The organism is Kribbella sancticallisti (genome assembly GCF_039530625.1).
Lineage (GTDB): Bacteria > Actinomycetota > Actinomycetes > Propionibacteriales > Kribbellaceae > Kribbella > Kribbella sancticallisti.
On the sequence record NZ_BAAAOS010000080.1, the window covers coordinates 1 to 940 of the forward strand.

Sequence of the window (940 nt, forward strand, 5' to 3'; positions counted from 1 at the left end):
TGGGCGGCCGAAGGCCGAGTTGGTGTTGAGTGTTGATGAGCGTGCGCAGTTGGAGCGTTGGGCGCGCAGGGGTAAGACGGCGCAGGTGCTGGCGTTGCGGTCGCGGATCGTTCTTGGTTGCGCTGTGCCGGGGGCGGTGAGCAAGGAGGTCGCGGCAGCGTTGGGGTGTTCTGAGGCGACGGTGGGTAAGTGGCGGCGCCGGTTCTTGCGGGAGCGTCTGGATGGGTTGGTGGATGAGGATCGGCCGGGTCGGCCGTCGTCGGTGAGTCTGGATCAGGTTGAGGATGTGATCGTGGCGACGCTGGAATCGAAGCCGGCCGATGCCACGCATTGGTCGCAGTCGTCGATGGCGAAGCGGACTGGTTTGTCTCGTTCGACGATCGGGCGGATCTGGCGCGATTTCGGTCTGAAGCCGCATCGGGTCGATGGGTTCAAGGTGTCGACCGATCCGTTGTTCGTGGAGCGGGTCGTCGATGTGGTCGGGCTGTATCACAATCCGCCGGAGCGGGCGGTGGTGTTGTGTGTGGATGAGAAGTCGCAGATCCAGGCGCTGGATCGGTCGCAGCCGGTGTTGCCGATGATGCCGGGCATGCCGCAGCGGCGCACCCACGACTACCGGCGCAACGGGATCACGTCGTTGTTCGCGGCGTTCAATGTTGCCGACGGCACGGTGATCACCGAGTTGCATCGCCAGCATCGTGCGAGCGAGTTCAAGAAGTTCCTGGCCACGATCGACAAGACGGTGCCGGAGGGTCTGGATGTCTACATCGTGGCCGACAACTACGGCACCCACAAAACCCCTGCGATCAAAGCCTGGCTGGCCAAACATCCCCGCTTCCACATGCATTTCACCCCGACCGGTTCGTCGTGGCTCAACCAGGTCGAACGCTGGTTCGGTCACCTCACCGAGCAGAAGATCCGCCGCGGAACCCACAAGAGC

General features: G+C 63.5%; 1 protein-coding gene. It reads left to right on the forward strand.

Annotation, left to right across the window (positions count from 1 at the left end; translation table 11 throughout):
• Window positions 1-940: IS630 family transposase (locus ABD255_RS43440; protein ID WP_344222742.1), on the forward strand; the 940-nt coding region annotated here is incomplete at both ends.